At 48.8% G+C, this 12,859-nt stretch carries 18 protein-coding genes; 13 read left to right on the forward strand and 5 right to left on the reverse strand.

Annotation, left to right across the window (positions count from 1 at the left end; translation table 11 throughout):
* Positions 1-6: 6 nt before the first annotated feature.
* The 3 genes from deoD to deoC are packed head-to-tail and all read right to left on the reverse strand — an operon-like array spanning position 7 to position 2,877.
* Positions 7-720 (reverse strand): purine-nucleoside phosphorylase, encoded by a 714-nt coding sequence (deoD, locus tag AC1RVX_RS00410; protein WP_493214612.1) that lies wholly within the window; start codon positions 718-720, stop codon positions 7-9.
* Positions 702-2,093 (reverse strand): thymidine phosphorylase, encoded by a 1,392-nt coding sequence (gene deoA, locus AC1RVX_RS00415; RefSeq protein ID WP_493214613.1) that lies wholly within the window; start codon positions 2,091-2,093, stop codon positions 702-704. Before deoA ends, deoD begins: the two co-directional genes overlap by 19 nt.
* A gap of 1 nt (position 2,094) precedes the next feature.
* Positions 2,095-2,877 (reverse strand): deoxyribose-phosphate aldolase, encoded by a 783-nt coding sequence (deoC, locus tag AC1RVX_RS00420; protein WP_493214614.1) that lies wholly within the window; start codon positions 2,875-2,877, stop codon positions 2,095-2,097.
* 196 nt (positions 2,878-3,073) lie between these two features.
* On the opposite strand from deoC, the gene AC1RVX_RS00425 reads away from it, so the two are divergent.
* The 4 genes from AC1RVX_RS00425 to AC1RVX_RS00440 all read left to right on the forward strand — a co-directional run bounded on the left by AC1RVX_RS00425 (position 3,074) and on the right by AC1RVX_RS00440 (position 6,996).
* Entirely contained in the window at positions 3,074-3,661 is a 588-nt protein-coding gene (locus AC1RVX_RS00425) for an IMPACT family protein (protein WP_493214615.1), read from the forward strand.
* Positions 3,662-3,945: 284 nt separating this feature from the next.
* Positions 3,946-6,117: a protein kinase domain-containing protein gene (locus tag AC1RVX_RS00430; protein ID WP_493214616.1), complete on the forward strand. Its 2,172-nt coding sequence runs from the start codon at positions 3,946-3,948 to the stop codon at positions 6,115-6,117.
* 137 nt (positions 6,118-6,254) lie between these two features.
* Positions 6,255-6,716 carry a hypothetical protein gene (locus AC1RVX_RS00435; protein ID WP_493214617.1) on the forward strand — a complete coding sequence of 154 codons (462 nt, stop codon included), beginning with the start codon at positions 6,255-6,257 and terminating at the stop codon, positions 6,714-6,716.
* 127 nt (positions 6,717-6,843) lie between these two features.
* Positions 6,844-6,996 carry a hypothetical protein gene (locus AC1RVX_RS00440; protein WP_493214618.1) on the forward strand — a complete coding sequence of 51 codons (153 nt, stop codon included), beginning with the start codon at positions 6,844-6,846 and terminating at the stop codon, positions 6,994-6,996.
* A 141-nt stretch (positions 6,997-7,137) separates the two neighbouring features.
* On the opposite strand, the gene AC1RVX_RS00445 is transcribed toward AC1RVX_RS00440, so the two are convergent.
* Entirely contained in the window at positions 7,138-9,264 is a 2,127-nt protein-coding gene (locus tag AC1RVX_RS00445) for a peptidase domain-containing ABC transporter (protein ID WP_493214619.1), read from the reverse strand.
* A gap of 39 nt (positions 9,265-9,303) precedes the next feature.
* Positions 9,304-10,575, reverse strand: a complete 1,272-nt coding sequence (locus AC1RVX_RS00450; protein ID WP_493214620.1) for an HlyD family secretion protein — start codon at positions 10,573-10,575, stop codon at positions 9,304-9,306.
* Between the two features lie 134 nt (positions 10,576-10,709).
* Between AC1RVX_RS00450 and AC1RVX_RS00455 the strand changes: the two genes are divergently transcribed.
* From AC1RVX_RS00455 to AC1RVX_RS00495, 9 genes are all read left to right on the forward strand, one after another.
* Positions 10,710-10,991 carry a hypothetical protein gene (locus AC1RVX_RS00455; RefSeq protein ID WP_493214621.1) on the forward strand — a complete coding sequence of 94 codons (282 nt, stop codon included), beginning with the start codon at positions 10,710-10,712 and terminating at the stop codon, positions 10,989-10,991.
* Between the two features lie 81 nt (positions 10,992-11,072).
* Positions 11,073-11,240, forward strand: a complete 168-nt coding sequence (locus tag AC1RVX_RS00460; RefSeq protein ID WP_493214622.1) for a hypothetical protein — start codon at positions 11,073-11,075, stop codon at positions 11,238-11,240.
* A 70-nt stretch (positions 11,241-11,310) separates the two neighbouring features.
* Complete coding sequence (locus AC1RVX_RS00465) at positions 11,311-11,466, forward strand: hypothetical protein (protein ID WP_493214623.1); 156 nt, start codon at positions 11,311-11,313, stop codon at positions 11,464-11,466.
* Between the two features lie 80 nt (positions 11,467-11,546).
* Positions 11,547-11,690, forward strand: coding sequence for a hypothetical protein (locus AC1RVX_RS00470; protein WP_493214624.1), 144 nt, complete (start codon positions 11,547-11,549; stop codon positions 11,688-11,690).
* A 77-nt stretch (positions 11,691-11,767) separates the two neighbouring features.
* Positions 11,768-11,923, forward strand: a complete 156-nt coding sequence (locus tag AC1RVX_RS00475; RefSeq protein ID WP_493214625.1) for a hypothetical protein — start codon at positions 11,768-11,770, stop codon at positions 11,921-11,923.
* An 80-nt stretch (positions 11,924-12,003) separates the two neighbouring features.
* Complete coding sequence (locus tag AC1RVX_RS00480) at positions 12,004-12,162, forward strand: hypothetical protein (protein WP_493214626.1); 159 nt, start codon at positions 12,004-12,006, stop codon at positions 12,160-12,162.
* 78 nt (positions 12,163-12,240) lie between these two features.
* Positions 12,241-12,399, forward strand: a complete 159-nt coding sequence (locus AC1RVX_RS00485; RefSeq protein WP_493214627.1) for a hypothetical protein — start codon at positions 12,241-12,243, stop codon at positions 12,397-12,399.
* 86 nt (positions 12,400-12,485) lie between these two features.
* The gene (locus AC1RVX_RS00490; protein WP_493214628.1) at positions 12,486-12,629 is read left to right on the forward strand and encodes a hypothetical protein; all 144 of its coding nucleotides are present in this window, start codon (positions 12,486-12,488) and stop codon (positions 12,627-12,629) included.
* 83 nt (positions 12,630-12,712) lie between these two features.
* Positions 12,713-12,853 (forward strand): hypothetical protein, encoded by a 141-nt coding sequence (locus AC1RVX_RS00495; RefSeq protein ID WP_493214629.1) that lies wholly within the window; start codon positions 12,713-12,715, stop codon positions 12,851-12,853.
* Positions 12,854-12,859 lie beyond the last annotated feature (6 nt).

Raw genomic sequence — 12,859 nt, forward strand, 5'->3', positions numbered from 1 at the left:
GACAAGTCAAGCCAGAGACCAGGCAGTTTCCAGAGCAATTTCCATCATGTGGTTAAAATTGTTTTGCCTTTCTTCTGGCGACATACCGCTGCCTTTGCGCAAGTGATCGGATACGGTCAGCAAACCCAGCGCCTGTACGCCATGTTCTGCGGCAATGGCGTATAAACCAGCCAGTTCCATTTCCAATGCCAGTATCTGCATTTTTTCCATGACATCAAACAAGGCAGGCTGTACCGAATAAAACAGGTCTGCAGAAAACACATTCCCTACCCGGACCGGCAGTTGCAGGCGCTGCGCGGTTTCGACAGCGCGGGCCAGCAAGGCATAGTCGGCAACGGCAGCAAAGTCATGGTCCATGAAACGCATGCGGTTGACCTTGCTGTCAGTACTGGCCCCCATGGCAATCAACACGTCACCCAGTTCTATATCTGCACGCAAGGCGCCGCAAGACCCCAGCCGTATCAGCTTGGTCACGCCATAATGATGTATCAATTCAGTGGCATAAATGCTGATGGATGGTATGCCCATGCCATGCGCCATGACAGAAATTCGTTTGCCACGGTAAGTGCCGGTATAACCCCACATATTGCGTACCGTATTCACCAGATGTGCATCCGTAAGCCAGGCATCGGCAATCGCCTTGGCCCGCAAGGGGTCACCAGGCATCAGCACGATGTCAGCAAAATCACCAGGTTCGGCATTTATGTGGGGAGTGGACATGCGGTATCACTTATAAACTGAGGGGATAAAAACGACGTGGAAAATTGCAAGGAACCACGCAATGTATGTCTGATTTGCTGTGAACGAACCAGCGCCTCTTCACCAAAACTGAAGGCTGCCAGCAATTGCCTGCCGGCGTGCTGCGCGCTAGCTTCATCCCTGGCGTGAATAATGGCCAACGGCGTCTGGGCATCAACTCTTTGCCCCAGTTCAGCAAGCTGGCTCAGGCCCACACTCAAATCTGGCATAGCATTGCGGCCTGCGCCCAATTGCAAGGTAGCCATGCCTACGGCGCGGGTGTCGATAGAATTCAGAAACATACCGCTGCCTGCGTGTGGTGCCAGCAAGGTGTGCCGCACCTTGGCTTGCGGCAGGTAGTGATCAAAGCCGGATAACAAATCGGCTGGCCCGCCGAGCGCTGCACAACTGCGTTCAAACACCTGTGCCGCCTTGCCGCTATGCAGTGCATCCAGCAAACGCACCTGGGCATCGAGGGCGTTGCTGGCCAAACCTGCCTGCACCAGCATTTCTGTTCCCAGAGCCAATACTGTCTGATGCAGACGTGGTGGGCAAGTGTCAGTACGCAGATAGCGCAGGGCTTCACGCATTTCTGTCGCGTTACCCACGCTGGAGGCCAGTGGCTGACTCATATCCGTAATCAATGCTGAACAAACCATGCCAGCAGCATTGGCCGTATCAATAATATTGCGTGCCAGCGATTGCGCTTGCAATAGTTCTGGCGTTTGTGCACCGTTGCCGCATTTGATATCCATCACCAGTACATCCAGCCCTGCTGCAAATTTTTTTGACAAAATGGATGCCGTAATCAAAGGCAGGCAATCTACCGTAGCCGTGATATCGCGTATCGCATACAGGCGCTTGTCAGCCGGTGCCAAATCAGCCGTCTGGCCTATGATAGCCATGCCACAATCCTTGACCACACGGCGAAAACGCGCCAAATCAGGCGTGCTGCAATAACCGGGTATGGCTTCCAGCTTATCCTGGGTGCCACCCGTATGCCCCAGGCCGCGCCCGCTAATCATGGGTACCACGCCACCGCATGCCACCACCATCGGTGCCAGCACCAGCGACACCAGGTCACCGACACCACCGGTAGAATGTTTGTCGACGATGGGGCCAGGCATATCCAGATCGTCCCAACGCAAGACCGTGCCAGAATCGCGCATGGCCAAGGTCAGCGCCGCCCCTTCTGCCGCCGTCATTCCCTGAAAACAGGTCGCCATGCAAAACGCGCCCAGTTGGGCGTCTGACACGCTGCCATCCACCATGCCCACGACCAAAGCCTTAATCTCACGCTGGTCCAACGCCTGCCCTGCACGCTTTTTACGTATCAGCTCTTGTGCCAGCAACATTTCAATATCCCGCAGTTGACTGTGCTTGCCCATCGCGCAGGCAAGCCAGCAAATTGTTCAACAGGCTGGAAGCACCAAAACGAAAGTGAGCAGGACTGCCCCAATCCGGCCCCAACAGAGCATCTGCCAACGCCAGGTAAGCTGCTGCCTCTTCAACAGTTTTCACCCCGCCTGCAGCCTTGAAACCGCAATGGCCACCGGTTTCCTTAATCACTGTCAGCATGGTCTCTGCCGCCGCCAGCGTGGCATTCACTGCTACCTTACCGGTAGATGTCTTGATAAAATCAGCCCCGGCATCAATCGCCAGCAGGCTGGCGGCACGAATAAATGCCTCGGTTTGCAGCTCGCCACTTTCTATAATCACCTTCAACACCTTGTCGCCGCAGGCTGCCTTGCAGACCCTGACCATCGAGGCCCCTGTACTGGTGTCGCCCGCCATCAGCGCTGCATACGGAAAGACCAGGTCAACTTCATCTGCACCATAAGCAATGGCAGCGCGGGTTTCAGCCACAGCAATATCCACATCCGCCTCGCCATAAGGAAAGTTGACGACCGTCGCCACCTTAATGCCTGGCGTACCAAATTCAAGCAGCATCTTTTTTGCATGCGGAATAAAGCGCGGATAAATACACACCGCCGCCACCTGTCCCTCTGCATGGCTGGCTGCATTGCACAGAGCAGTGATTTTTTCCCTGGTGTCGTCATCATTCAGACTGGTCAGATCCATCAGACGCAAAGCGCGACTGGCTGCCTGCTTCAGGGCGGTATCTGCGGTAGAAGGCATGTTCTAACTCCCAAAATAAGAAGAATGACAAAGGATGGTCCTGGCAACAGGTACCCAAAGTCAAAAGATAAGGCGTGTGCTGGTATTGCTGCTTGATATAGATCAGACATCACAACAAAGCCCAGATAAAGGCAGTTTATGTATACCCAGCCTCAATAACCCGCCAAAATAGCGACTTTGCCTGACCAGACTCCCCATGTACCAACTTGCTGCCCCCGCTTTCGCCGAAATTGAAATCAAGAAAAGCCGTTTTCTGGGGCAACTCTATCCACTCAACAGCCGTGCCGAAGCACGCCAGCAATTAGCCATCATACGCGCACAACATCCGGACGCAGTACACGTCTGCTGGGCGCTGATCTGCACCGGTGATTCCGGCCTGGATGATGATGGCGAACCCTCTGGTACCGCGGCCAAACCCATGTACAACGTGCTGGTACACAAAGATGTCACCAACGTTCTGGCCGTTGTCGTACGCTACTGGGGTGGCACCAAGCTGGGTGCTGGCGGCCTGACCCGCGCCTATGGGCAGGCCATCTCTGACGCCTTCAAGAATGCAGAACTGGTAGAGGTAGAATATTTTGTTGAATGGGATATCGTCTGCGCCTATGCCGATGAATCACACGTACGCCGCCTGTGCGACAAGTTTGCCGCTACCGTACAGCAATTGGTTTATACCGAATCAACCTCCATCACCATCAGCATCAAACAAAAACTGGCCAATCAGTTTGAAACAGAACTTGTTACCATGCTAAAAGGACAAGTCAATATCATCAAGCCTGACTGATAATTCACTGCAAATCAATCGACTAACATACCGACTAACATAGCGATTGACCAACCAATTAACAACTACGCAACAACACCCCATGCATTTACATGTAAATAGCAATCGTTGACATGTCATTTACATATAAAATATCTTTGCTTGTCACCATGAATACACAGTTTTGTAATAAAGTTCTTACCAGTATTGCCGTTACATGTTGTTACGACTAGCAACAATCTTGCGTAGTTGGATAGCTGTGTAAAACAATATGCGGCAAAAAATAATAACCATGCAAGAAACCAATGCAAAATACCAATCAGGACAGCATAACTTTAAGGCATTACGAATTCAAACGACGCCTTGGTGAAGGCGGTTTTGGTCAAGTACATGAAGCCTGGGATACCAAGCTCTGCCGCCCTGTTGCCATCAAACAGCTGAAACACATTGAAGGCATGGTACAACCCGCCAGCCTGATCAAAGAAGCACGCCTGGCCGCCTCCCTGAAACACCCAGCCTTTGTCAAAGTATTTGCCATTGAAGATGAAAACGACGACCAGTCCATCGTCATGGAACTGGTACCCGGCCACACCCTGAAACAACTGCTGCAACAAGAAAAAGTCGGCGAACAGCAAGCCATCAACATCATCAGCCAGGTGGCAGAAGCCATGCAGGAAGCCCATGCATCCGGCCTCATCCATGGCGACCTTAAACCATCCAACCTGATGGTGGAACCAGATGGCAAAGTACGCATCCTTGATTTTGGCCTGGCATCGCAGGCAGACGTGCAAGCCACCACTTCATTAAGCCAGGTAGACCCCCAAGGCACCATCGCCTACATGGCACCAGAACGCATGATGGGTAGCGCAGTCAACGCCCAAAGCGACATCTACGCCCTCGGCGTCATCCTGTACGAAATCATCAGCGGCAACCGCCCCTTCGCCAACGCCAGCGGCCTGGCCCTGGCCGCCGCGCTGATGCAATCCAATTCAGACACCTGGGAATTCCCGGCCAATACCAATCCGGCACTGATCAAACTGGTGCTGGGGATGACGGCGAAGCAGACTGAGAAACGTTTGAGTAGCATGCAGGAGGTGTGTGAAAAGCTGCGGCCTTTGGTTAGTGTGATGGCTGTTAAGCCTAATGTGACGAACAACAAACCAGCGGCCTCGGGTATGGGCTGGCAAAAGCTCAGTAAACCCAAACGCTTTGCTTTGATCAGCGCCATCGTTGTTGCACTAGGCTATGGAGCTTGGCAAGCTGCACCTTATCTTGAAATTGATAAGATGTCGTTGAAGCCGTTTTCAGAGGCTTTAACAATGAAGCAAGGGCTGGAAGCTTTAAAGCAGTATGACATTCCTGGTAGCTTAGATCGGGCAGAAGCAAGTTTTGAGGCAATTTTAAAGCGAAATCCTCAACATGCTGGTGCTGTCGCAGGTTTATCCATGATTTATACATTTCGCTACGATAGCGACCGGCAAGATGCCGTTTTGCTTCAGAAAGCTGATGCAAGCGCGCAGCAAGCCTTAAAATTGAATGACAAATTGGCGCTCAGTCACATAGCACTTGCTCGCGTAAGATCTCAAATGAGTAAGAGTGATTTGGCACTGAATTCATATGAACAAGCTTTGGCTCTCGACCCTGACAATGTCTTTGCCTCATATGGCCTAGTTGTGGTTCTGCGAAAACTAAAACGCTATGATGAAGCAATAAAAGCTGCAACCACTGGACTAGAAAAATTCCCTCACGAACGTATGTTTGCTGAAGAACTTGGAATCATATATTTTGAATCACATAAATATAGAGAAGCAGAAAAATACTTTCAATTAAGCATAAAGATACAACCTGATTCTGTAACGGCCTATGCCAACTTGAGTAATGCTTTAATCATGCAAAACCGTGATTCGGAAGCAAAACAAATTCTCCAACAAGGACTACTAATACGACCTAGTGCGCTTCTGTATTCCAATATGGGTCAAATTTTGTTTAACAATGGCGAATATATTAAGGCAGCAGAAGCATTTGAGGCTGCGATCTCACCCGATAAAGGTAACCCATCGAAATATGATGGTTGGGCGAATTGGGGTGATACATTGCGTTGGATACCTGGTCAGGAAGACAAAGCAAAAAAAGCTTATGAAAAAGCACGAGAGTTACTTGCCCCTCGCTTGCAGACTACGCCCAACAATTCAACTATGATTTCCAGATTTGGCCTGTATTCGGTTCGTGTTGGGGACGTAGAAACAGGAAAAAAATATTTGCGGCATGCGCTTGAACTAACTCCTAAAAACGCCAGCGCCCATTTTCGTGTTGGCTTGGCTAACGAACTTCTGGGACAAAGAGATGACGCAATTGTCGAAATAGCCAAAGCAGTTGAACTAGGCTATTCAGTCAAAGGTATAGAGTCCGAGCCTGACTTACTCAATTTAAGACGTGATCCGCGCTACACAAAGGCCATTAACAGCCAATCAAAATAACCTGGAACAGTTTTTGCTGATCAGCCTACGAAATAAAGATTTCTTTAATCTAAAATATCTGATTATTGAAGCGGCAAGCATGAATATCGTGAGTGCGCATGCTTATTTGTTTAGTTCAACCAATTGAAAGATTGAATATGAGTGATCCAGTCCCACCGGTAAATTACACCTTCACTACCTACTTTAATCAAGGTATCCCACAAAGTCGGGCCACTATTTCAGCGCATGGAAAATTCTCGCCCCTCCTTCCCACAGATACTGCTACAGGCCGCCCCTATCTTTGCGTTGACGATACTGTAACTTTCGCGTTTTCTGGTACGCCTACTAATCCCGACGATACTGTAAAGGTTACGGCCAGTGCTTTTATCGCAATTTGCAAAGGCATACAACCTAATGGTGAAGGAAAGATTGTCGGTACATCTGTAACTGCATGCCCAGTTGATGGCGTGACCATGACAATGACGGCAGACAGCATTGGCTTTTGGGGCTTTACTATATCATTTTCGGCCGATTTCACAGATGCAGCCGGTGTAGTAAGTTCTGAGTTTTTCTACCTGCCAGATCCAGAAGTAGACGTTGAATCGCAAGGTGGCGGTTAATTCCTCCCCTAATAATATCTAGTTCTCACATTGATTAATGCGACAAAAATCTGTGCTGTTTTCCGCATACTTTTAGTATAAAAAATCATTTTTACGATATTCACTTCAAGGGAACAATATGCAAAACATGAACACGTCAACAACAGATCCGATACCAACGCTATCAAAGAAAGACCCCAACCAACAAAATGAACAGAGTTTGCGTCCTTTGACAGTTGAAGCACTTCCTATCGTTGCAGGTGGCCCAGAAGTGGACGTTGAAGCAGGTAATGGAGGCTGAAAATTCAGATAAAGAAAGAGATGCCATTTTTAAAATGAGCATCTTTTTCTTGTAAGTCGTAAGCTTCATAACACGATGCAAAAAACATAGCCAAATTAAATTTGGCTATGTTTTACGTTCAAAATTGTAGAATATCTTCTTTCATCTACTTAGCTCAACTGAACTGTCCTTTAACAGATCATCTATCAACCGCCCAGCCTTAATTACCACCACCCTGTCCGCCATCGCTATTGTCTCCGGCCTGTGCGCCACGATAATACGGGTCAGGCCCAGGTCAGTCACTGTTGCATTCACACTGCGTTCATTGGCCACATCAAGCTGGCTGGTTGCTTCGTCCAGCACCAGGATGCGAGGCTGGCGATAGAGGGCGCGTGCCAGTAGTATCCTTTGTTTTTGCCCGCCGCTGATACCTATGCCACTGTCGCCAGTGATGGTGTAATAGCCCATGGGCATGGCAGTGATTTCATCATGTACTGCTGCCAGTTGTGCACAGTGGTGTATGCGATCCCAGTCTGGCAGCGGATCAAAAAAGCAGATATTGTCTGCAATCGAGCCAGAGAACATGCGGTCTTCTTGCATGACTGTACCTATCATGTCGCGGTAATTGCTTAAACCCAGGCGCTTGATGGGCACACCATCCAGCAAGACCTCACCTTGGGTGGGGGTGAGCAAGCCCAGCATAACCTTGACCAGGGTAGTCTTGCCGCAACCAGATACGCCGGTAATGGCGATGCATTCACCTGCCTCAATACTAAGGTTAATGTTTTCAATCACATTAGGTTCAGTGGGTGAATAGCGAAAAGATACATCGCGTAGTTGTATGCGGGGTTTGACCTTGCTTAAATCCAGTTCATGATCATGGTCTTGCGTTGTCAGTTCTGCTTCAGCCATGACGATGTCGGCCACTCTTTCACCATGCAGGCTCAGCATCATGAATTCGATGGCCTTGTCTATCAGCGCTGCCAGGCGGGCAGAAAACTGGTCGCGGTAGGCAATAAATGCCAGCAACATACCCACCGTAAAGGTATTGTCCATCACCGCACGGGCCGCCAGCCAGACAATGATGACCCGTTCCAGGCCAAATAACAGGGTTTGTGCAGTTTCGTAACTGACACGTATATGCTGTATGCGCAGGTCTGCATTAAATTGTTCTGCCAAAATATTCAGCCAGCCTGCACGCCTTTGTTCGCCTTTGCCAAACAGGCGCACGCTTTGTATGCCACTGGCGGTTTCCAAAAAATGCGTGGTCTGCTTGGCGGCATGAATAATCTGTTCTGCCGTGGCTGTGCGCAAGGCGTTATACACACTCCAGCGCATCAGGGCATACAACACAACTGCAACCGTCGCCACCAGAGCCAAGGTGCGGCTGTAAAACAGCATCATGCTGAACGTGCCTATAACCATGACACCATCTACCAGGGCTTGTACAAAGCTGGTTGTCAGTGTTTTTTGTATGGTGGTGATAGAACCAAAGCGAGAAAGGATATTGCCGATATGCCTTTTTTCAAAAAATTCCAGCGGCAATTTGACCAGATGGGCAAAGACGTTGCCCATCCACTGAAAATTGAGCCGGGTACTTAAGGCCACCACAAACCAGCTTCGTACTGCACTGATAGCGGCCTGGATTAACACCAGCAAACCAAAGCCCAGCGCCAGGGTGCTTAACAAATCGCGGTCGATGGAAACAAGAGCATGGTCCACCACCCATTGCAAATAAAACGGCAAAGCAATCGAGACAAATTCCAGCGCCAGTGCCAGCAAGAATATCTGGCTTAAGCCACGCTTTAAACCAGTGATGCGCCCCATCAGGCTGCGCAGGGTAAATTGCAGCTTGTTGGTGGCGGGTGCAAAGTCGCTGGCCGGGCTCAGTTCCAGCGCCACGCCGGTAAAGTGTTTGGAAAATTCATCCATGCTAAAGCGGCGCAAGCCTATGGCCGGGTCATGGATCACCACTTCTTTTGCCGAAACGGATTTCAACACCACAAAATGATCCATGTCCCAATGCAGGATGCAAGGTAATTGCAGTTGCGACAGATGGTTCAGTTCCAGTTTTAAGGGGCGGCTTTCCAGCTTCAGACCACGGGCTATCCTGATCAGGCTTTGCAGGGTTGCGCCCTTGCGTGAGATAGAGAAGCGCAAGCGCAGTGTCGCCAGATCAGTCAGATAGCCATGGTAATTGGCTACCATGGCAACGCTACAGAGGCCACACTCTGTGGCCTCGGTCTGCAAAAACACGGGAAGTTGGCGACGTAGTCCTAATCTATCCATTCAAAAACTTTCTTTGTCGGGTTTTCGAAAACCCTGCTTTCATAACTGGCTGGCCATGCCATATAAAGGTTCCAGCACCCATTGTGCCAGGGTGCGATGTTCCAGCACCAGTGTTGCTACCAGTTGCATGCCTGGTTTGAGTGGATGCTTACTACCAAAGGCTTTTACCTGTGTACTGTCGAGCTGCACACGCAAGCGATACACAGGTTCACCACCGCCGGAAGATACAACCTGGCGAACTGAATTGTTGATACCGATCTGCACATCATCCAAAGCGATGGTGGCAACGGACACTTCTTTGACTACACCGCGAAACTGCCCAAATTTTTGGTATGGGAAAGCGTCGTAACGCAACATGACTTCAGTACCCGGGTGCACAAAACCGGCAGCGCGGGTGGGGGCGTACAATTCCACTTCCAGCTTGCTGCCAGCAGGCATCAGGTTGGCCAGACGCTGGTCAGCAAATACAGACTGGCCGCGGTTGACGACAATGCCAGCGACAAGGCCAGGCTGGTCTGCACGTATCACCAGTTGCCGCCGGGCTTCACTTTCTGTGACTTGTTGCTGTAATTCTTCGATATTGCGTTTGAGCTGTGATGCGTCACGCTCTGCCTGCAAAGGTAGGTCAAGCCGGCTGGCGGCAAGCGTAGCGACTTCACGTTGCAGGGCCAGTTGTTCCAGCTCTATACTGGCCAGACGTGATTCTTGCTCTATCACATCTGCGGCTTTTTCATTGAGTGTCACCTTGGATACATTGCCTGACTTGCCCAGGTCTGCCATGCGGTTTGAAATATCGCGCACCAGTTGCACACGGCGGCGTTGCAGCACCAGTTCATTATCGACATGTTGCAAACTGACTTGCAGTTTGGCATAACGGGCATCCATGTCCATGCGCTTGTTTTTTGTTTGCATCTGTAACTGATCAAGCTCTTGATTGAACCGGGCAATACGCGCCAGCAAGCTTTGCTTGATGGATGCCTCGGTGTCAGTGCTGCCATTGTTACGCTCGCCAGAAAGCGTGAACAAGGCGTCACCAGCCTGCACTTCTTGGCCTTCTTTGACATGGATGATGGACACAATGCCAGACTGCGGTGTCGCCAACCTGTACAAACCTTGATCCGGCACCACCATGCCGGTGACAGTTTCTTTACGGGTAAAACCAAAGAACAGTGAAAAAATAACGATCAGCACAATCAGGCTGAACAAAAACAGGCTGAGCATTGGATAAGACCAGCTACGGGTCAACAATATCGCGCCATGATAACGCTGCGACTGATGATCCAGCGCTTCTTTGCGGAACAGTTTGCTCATGCCTATGGTTTCATAAAATCACGAAGAATATGCATCAAAATCGGGCACACATTTTTTGAGCGCCACAATCTGTCAACAAAGTAAGACTGACAATATACCGCAAAGATCAGCAAATAAAAAATCTATGAATGCACTTGCAATTCGCATTCTTTGGCTATATCTTTATTCAGGCAAGCCATCGTGTGTGCGGCACACAAATTGCGACCCTGCAAGCTGAATTCTCTCAACATATTGGAGGAAGAATGCATCATATCTCTGGCGAAACATCGATTTCGCATATCAACGAATCAACCGCTATCTCCCAAACACATATTCAAGACGCCAATGCAGGAAGCATGATGCGTGTTCTGTCAGTCGAAGAAGTACTAAGCGTAGCTGGTGGGCCTGAAGTGGATGTTGAATCTGGTGCTGGCTAAGCGATCCAGTGTCGATGGAGTGGGCTTGAAAAATTCAAGCTAAACAAAGTATATCGAAATGCGCTTATTGAAAGGTTCAATATGGAAAATACGGTAAGCAATTTTAATCATTCAACATTGAACAAGTCGGATTCCGGTATCAATCTGCATTCACCAAATCAGCAAACCGAGATGCGTATGTTGACTGATAGTGAAGTGTTGAGCGTGGCTGGCGGACCTGAAGTGGATGTTGAATCTGGTGCTGGCTAAGTGTCAGTTCGGTAGTCACAATCCAAGTTCAGTCGTCATCAATTGACGGATCATTTCCAAAGGAAAATCCATGAAAAATGCAGAGATCACTATGTCTATGAATAAATCTGATGTTGACGGCGCGCAGCATCAAGCCAGTCAAGAGCACGAAATGCGTGTTCTGACTGACAGTGAAGTCTTGACCGTAGCTGGCGGGCCGGAATCTGATGTTGGTACTGGCGGTTAATAAACTCTGACTTCAAGCAAGTAATAGAATATCCAAATGCATGAAATTTCTGTCAATCAGCTACGTTATCAAGGAAACCCATGAAAAACACTGAATTAAACACATCTGAAGTTGAATGCAAGCAGCAGTCCAGTCAAGAAAATGAAATGCGGGTTCTTACCGACAATGAAGTTCTAAACGTTGCTGGTGGGCCAGAATGTGATGTTGGAACAGGTACAGGATAAATCAAGCAATTTCTTCAAGCTCTCGATAATTCAATTTAATCAAAAATTTCAGTAAGCGGATCCAGAAAGGGCATTCTATGAAAAAAACAGAAATCACCACTTCCTTGAACAAATCTGAGGTTGATGGTGCGAAGCATCAAGCCAGTCAAGAACACGAAATGCGTGTTCTGACTGACAGTGAAGTCTTGAGCGTGGCTGGTGGACCAGAATGTGATGTTGGTTCTGGTACCTAATGAATAGGACAGTTCTTCAATTGCACGGCAGTTCAATCTCACTCAAACATTTCAGTGCACTGATCCTTAAAGGACATACTATGAAAAAAGCGGAAATTACAACCCCCTTGAACAATTCCGACGTTGACGGCATAAAGCATCAGGCCACACAAGAACTGGAAATGCGTATTCTGACCGACAATGAAATTTTGGACGTTGCTGGTGGGCCTGAATCTGACGTTGGTTCAGGTAACGGATAAATCGAACAGTTCTTCAATTACGCAGCGATCCAATTTCAATCTAACATTTCAGTATCACTAATCCTTAAAAGGTATTCTATGAAAAAAGCAGAGATCACTACGTCCTTGAACAAATCCGATGTTGAAGGCGCACAACATCAATCCAGTCAAGAAATCGAAATGCGTATTCTGACCAACAACGAAGTCTTGAGCGTAGCTGGCGGTCCGGAGTCTGAACTTGGTACAGGTGGCGGCTGACAGAGTCAGGACACCAAATGAGAAATGCTTTACCCCAGTCCTAGTCCAAAATTTCCTAGCAATTAACTACCGTCTTAAGGGCAACCATGAAAAACACTGAATTAAACACATCCGAAGTCGAAATCAAACAACATCAATCCGGCCTGGAACACGAAATGCGTGTTCTGACCGAGAATGAAATCTTGAATGTAGCTGGCGGACCTGAATCTGATGTTGGTAGTGGCGGCTAATAGACGAATTCTGGCTTCAAGCAAAAATACGGTAACCAGACCCGTTAAATTTCTGGCGATAATCTACCTTATTAAGGAAAACCATGAAAACTAAATTGAACACATCCGAAGTCGAAGTCAAACAACATCAATCCGGCCAAGAACACGAAATGCGTGTCCTGACCGACAATGAAGTCTTGGCCGTAGCTGGTGGGCCTGAAAGCGACGTAGGAACTGGTACTTAATACCGG

It is taken from the genome of Undibacterium sp. GW821-FHT11B02, from assembly GCF_058808955.1.

What these genes read in the sequence shown, in the direction of transcription:
- deoD (WP_493214612.1), bottom strand. Translation starts at nt 720, where the DNA reads ATGTCCACTCCCCACATAAATGCCGAACCTGGTGATTTTGCTGACATC.
- deoA (WP_493214613.1), bottom strand. Translation starts at nt 2,093, where the DNA reads ATGTTGCTGGCACAAGAGCTGATACGTAAAAAGCGTGCAGGGCAGGCG.
- deoC (WP_493214614.1), bottom strand. Translation starts at nt 2,877, where the DNA reads ATGCCTTCTACCGCAGATACCGCCCTGAAGCAGGCAGCCAGTCGCGCT.
- AC1RVX_RS00425 (WP_493214615.1), top strand. Translation starts at nt 3,074, where the DNA reads ATGTACCAACTTGCTGCCCCCGCTTTCGCCGAAATTGAAATCAAGAAA.
- AC1RVX_RS00430 (WP_493214616.1), top strand. Translation starts at nt 3,946, where the DNA reads ATGCAAAATACCAATCAGGACAGCATAACTTTAAGGCATTACGAATTC.
- AC1RVX_RS00435 (WP_493214617.1), top strand. Translation starts at nt 6,255, where the DNA reads ATGAGTGATCCAGTCCCACCGGTAAATTACACCTTCACTACCTACTTT.
- AC1RVX_RS00440 (WP_493214618.1), top strand. Translation starts at nt 6,844, where the DNA reads ATGAACACGTCAACAACAGATCCGATACCAACGCTATCAAAGAAAGAC.
- AC1RVX_RS00445 (WP_493214619.1), bottom strand. Translation starts at nt 9,264, where the DNA reads ATGGATAGATTAGGACTACGTCGCCAACTTCCCGTGTTTTTGCAGACC.
- AC1RVX_RS00450 (WP_493214620.1), bottom strand. Translation starts at nt 10,575, where the DNA reads ATGAGCAAACTGTTCCGCAAAGAAGCGCTGGATCATCAGTCGCAGCGT.
- AC1RVX_RS00460 (WP_493214622.1), top strand. Translation starts at nt 11,073, where the DNA reads ATGGAAAATACGGTAAGCAATTTTAATCATTCAACATTGAACAAGTCG.
- AC1RVX_RS00465 (WP_493214623.1), top strand. Translation starts at nt 11,311, where the DNA reads ATGAAAAATGCAGAGATCACTATGTCTATGAATAAATCTGATGTTGAC.
- AC1RVX_RS00470 (WP_493214624.1), top strand. Translation starts at nt 11,547, where the DNA reads ATGAAAAACACTGAATTAAACACATCTGAAGTTGAATGCAAGCAGCAG.
- AC1RVX_RS00475 (WP_493214625.1), top strand. Translation starts at nt 11,768, where the DNA reads ATGAAAAAAACAGAAATCACCACTTCCTTGAACAAATCTGAGGTTGAT.
- AC1RVX_RS00480 (WP_493214626.1), top strand. Translation starts at nt 12,004, where the DNA reads ATGAAAAAAGCGGAAATTACAACCCCCTTGAACAATTCCGACGTTGAC.
- AC1RVX_RS00485 (WP_493214627.1), top strand. Translation starts at nt 12,241, where the DNA reads ATGAAAAAAGCAGAGATCACTACGTCCTTGAACAAATCCGATGTTGAA.
- AC1RVX_RS00490 (WP_493214628.1), top strand. Translation starts at nt 12,486, where the DNA reads ATGAAAAACACTGAATTAAACACATCCGAAGTCGAAATCAAACAACAT.
- AC1RVX_RS00495 (WP_493214629.1), top strand. Translation starts at nt 12,713, where the DNA reads ATGAAAACTAAATTGAACACATCCGAAGTCGAAGTCAAACAACATCAA.